Origin of the sequence: Amaricoccus sp., assembly GCF_017995835.1 — a bacterium.
In the GTDB taxonomy this organism is placed as follows: Bacteria; Pseudomonadota; Alphaproteobacteria; order Rhodobacterales; family Rhodobacteraceae; genus Amaricoccus.
In genome coordinates this window covers 1-3,168 of sequence record NZ_JAGOID010000189.1, presented here as the reverse complement: position 1 = coordinate 3,168, position 3,168 = coordinate 1, and the positions used below count along the sequence as shown (strand labels likewise).

Sequence of the window (3,168 nt, the reverse complement as noted above, 5' to 3'; positions counted from 1 at the left end):
ATCTTGCCGCCGGTGACCTCGAAGGCGCCGTTCCACCAGTCGTGCTTGGCCCTGATCGCCGCGATGCCGTCGGAGACGGCCGAGCCGGGCCCGACCATGTCCATGGCTTCGACCGAGACCGCCTTCGGGTCGTAGAGTTCGTCGAGACCCTGCAATTCGCGGCCCTCGCGGCAATTGGCCACCAGCCTTTCGGCCGTCGCCCTGAGCGTTTCGACAGACATCGGATCCTCCGGATGTTCGCTTAATGTTCGCACCCTACCCTCATCGCGCCGATTCGGGAAGCGCCGAACGCAGCCAGCGCGAGGATACCGGCGGCCCCTCGGCTACGCGTCGGACGAACGGGCCGCGGCGAGGACATCCCCGCGGGAAAGGCGGAGGTCCGAGGCGAGCCAGGCCGTTTCCGCGCGGCGGAGCGCCTCGCCGACCGCCTTGCCGGTGAACGGCAAGTCGTCGGCGCGCACCGGCAGGGACGCCGCGGCGCCGCGGGCCAGCTCCGTCTCCAGCTCCGCCGGCGGCGCCACCCCCTCCCGCGCCGCGCGGATCAGGGCGGCGTCGCGCGCGACATCGGGGCCGAAGCGGAACGCGGCGGCGGCCGGCGCGAGCGGGGCCTCGACGGCGACGACGGTCGCGGCCAGCGTGCGGGCGTCGGCGCGCGAGAGCCGGAGGCGCGCCGGCCAGTCCGACGCAGGTCCGTCTGCCCCCGAGCCGAGCGCCGCGAGACGGCGGAGCCAGCCCGGCGGTCGGCCGAATCCGGCCTCGACATCGACGAGCGGCCCGATCGCGCGCGGGTCGGCGCCCGGCAGGACGCGACCGAGCACGCCGCTCGCCTGCATGGCCGCGAGAGCCGCCGCAGGGTCGGGCGCGGCGAGGAGCTTCGCCATCTCCGCCCCGACGCGTTCCCGCGACAGCCGTTCAATGCCCCCTGCCCCGGCGGCGCAGGCCGCGAGCCCCTCGGGGTCGATGCCGCTTCCGGGCGCGCCGAACCAGGCATGGAAGCGGAAGAACCGCAGGATGCGCAGGTGGTCCTCGGCGATCCGCGTCCCGGCATCGCCGACGAACCGCACATGCCGGGCCCGCAGATCGCCCAGCCCCCCCAGCGGATCGACCACCGTCCCGTCCGGACGGGCATAGAGCGCGTTCATGGTGAAGTCGCGACGCCGCGCATCCTCGGCGACGTCGTCGGAAAAGGCGACGACCGCCCGACGCCCGAAGGTCTCGACGTCGCGGCGGAAGGTGGTGACCTCGACCGGGACGCCGGCATGGACCACCGTGACGGTGCCGTGCTCGACGCCCGTCGGCACGGCCCGCAACCCCGCGGCCTCGGCGAGCGCCATCACCTCCGCCGGCCGGGCGTCGGTGGCCACGTCGATATCGGTCGGAACCCGTCCGAGAAGCGCGTCGCGCACGCAGCCGCCGACAAAAAGCGCCTGCCGCCCGGCTTCCTCCAGCGCAGCGCAGACCGCGCGCGGGCCGGTCGCATGGAGCCATGCCGCGTCGATCCGGATCATGCGCCCTCTGTCCGGCCGTCGCCCGGCCGGACGCCAGGAGGCAAGCCCGAGGCGCCTGACCGGGCCGGCCGTCGGGCGCGCGTCGCGGCGGGCCCGATCATGGCGCGAGGCCATCGGAGAGCGACTTCAGCATCCGCGCCGTCGCCCCCCAGATGTAGTGCGGGCCGTAGGGGATCGCGTAGTACTGCCGCCACCGGCCGTGCCAGCGTCGGCCATGGACTTGCAGGTTCGCCGGATCGAGGAGGAAACCGAGCGGCGCCTCGAAGATCTCGTCCACCTCGCCACGCTCGATACGCGGCGTGAACGGGCCGGCGACGAGCCCCACGAACGGCGTGACCCGAAAGCTCGTCACCGTTTCGTGCGGCGGGAGCGCGCCGAGGACGCGGACGGAACTCGGCGGCAACCCTATCTCCTCCTCGGCCTCCCGCAAGGCGGCCGCCATGGCGTCGGCGTCGCCGGGATCCTGCTTGCCGCCGGGAAACGCGACCTGGCCCGGATGATGCGCGAGCCGCGCCGCACGCCGGGTCAGTACGACCGCGAGCTGCGGTCCCCGCTCCAAGAGCGGGATCAGCACCGACGCGGGCCGGAGTCCGGTCACTCCCGGAGGCCGCATCTCCGGGTCGAGGTCATAGTCCGAAGACCGCCCCTCCGGCGCGCGCAGCGCCATGGCGATGCTTTCAGCGTCGAGAAGGCTCCGGTCCATCGTCGAGACATGGCCCGGCTCCGCCGGGGGCGCAAGGTAGGACGGCGCGAATGCGGGCAGGGGAATCGCATTTGAGAAATAGGGCTTCCGTTTCAGGCTGATCTGGATTCTGCCATTGGCTCCGAAGGAGGGTCCGATGGCGTTGTTGATCGACATTCTCGGGGAGATCCCCGACCCGCGGCGGGGCAATGCCCAGCGGCATGGCCTGCTCGACATCCTGACGATCGCGCTGGTGGCGTCGGTTTGCGGCGCGGAAACCTGCGTGGACTTCGCCGAGTTCGCCGAGGACCGTGAGCCGCTCTTGCGTGAATTCCTGAGCCTCGAGAATGGCTTGCCCAGCCACGACACATTCAGCCGCGTCTTTCGGTTGCTCGACCCGGAGGCGTTCGGCCGTGCCTTCGAGGCGTTCATCGACGACCTCGGGACCGGGGGAGCCGGGGTTCTGGCGATCGACGGCAAGACCCTGCGCCGGTCGTTCGACCGCGCCGCCGGCCGCTCGGCCCTGCATCTGGTCACCGCCTTCGGGACCGGCGCGCGGGTGGCGATCGGGCAGAAGGCGGTCGCCGACGGCGAGAACGAGATCCTCGCGGCCCGGGCGCTCCTGGCGACGCTGGCGCTCGACGGCCTCCTGGTGACCGGCGACGCGCTGCACGCGCAGACCGAGACCGCGGCGCAGGTGCTGGCGCAGGGCGGCGACTACCTCTTCGCGCTCGAGGATAACCGTCCGGCGATGCACGCCGAGGTCGCGGCGTTCTTCGACAACCCGCCCGAGCCGCTCCCCGCCTTCGTGACCACGGACGCCGAACACGGGCGCATCGAGCTGCGCCGGCACGTAGCCGGAGCAAAAGGCCGGGCGGCTCTACGCGAGGGCGGCTTGGCGGATGAGGTGATCCAAGGCGGGAATGGTGGGTGCGCCGGGGATGCGGAGGCGGTCGCCGAGATAGTCCCAGAAGCGGA

Annotated in this window: 3 protein-coding genes and 1 pseudogene; 1 reads left to right on the top strand and 3 read right to left on the bottom strand. The window is 72.6% G+C overall.

Features of this window, described 5'->3' with window-relative positions; translation table 11 throughout:
- The 3 genes and pseudogenes from KBA23_RS16475 to KBA23_RS16465 form a co-directional block, all read right to left on the bottom strand.
- Positions 1-221 (bottom strand): annotated as a pseudogene (locus tag KBA23_RS16475) (nuclear transport factor 2 family protein); the annotation flags it as partial.
- A gap of 102 nt (positions 222-323) precedes the next feature.
- Entirely contained in the window at positions 324-1,508 is a 1,185-nt protein-coding gene (locus KBA23_RS16470) for a CCA tRNA nucleotidyltransferase (RefSeq protein WP_290743272.1), read from the bottom strand.
- Between the two features lie 97 nt (positions 1,509-1,605).
- Positions 1,606-2,367 (bottom strand): CoA pyrophosphatase, encoded by a 762-nt coding sequence (locus KBA23_RS16465; RefSeq protein ID WP_366935328.1) that lies wholly within the window; start codon positions 2,365-2,367, stop codon positions 1,606-1,608.
- Between KBA23_RS16465 and KBA23_RS16460 the strand changes: the two genes are divergently transcribed.
- Positions 2,348-3,168 (top strand): ISAs1 family transposase (locus tag KBA23_RS16460; protein ID WP_290743270.1); only part of this gene is annotated, 821 nt, incomplete at its 3' end. The two genes, KBA23_RS16465 and KBA23_RS16460, sit on opposite strands and share 20 nt — an antisense overlap.

Bases quoted from the DNA above. Each gene is read 5' to 3' on its own strand.
- KBA23_RS16470 (WP_290743272.1), bottom strand. From the start codon at position 1,508: ATGATCCGGATCGACGCGGCATGGCTCCATGCGACCGGCCCGCGCGCG.
- KBA23_RS16465 (WP_366935328.1), bottom strand. From the start codon at position 2,367: ATGTCGATCAACAACGCCATCGGACCCTCCTTCGGAGCCAATGGCAGA.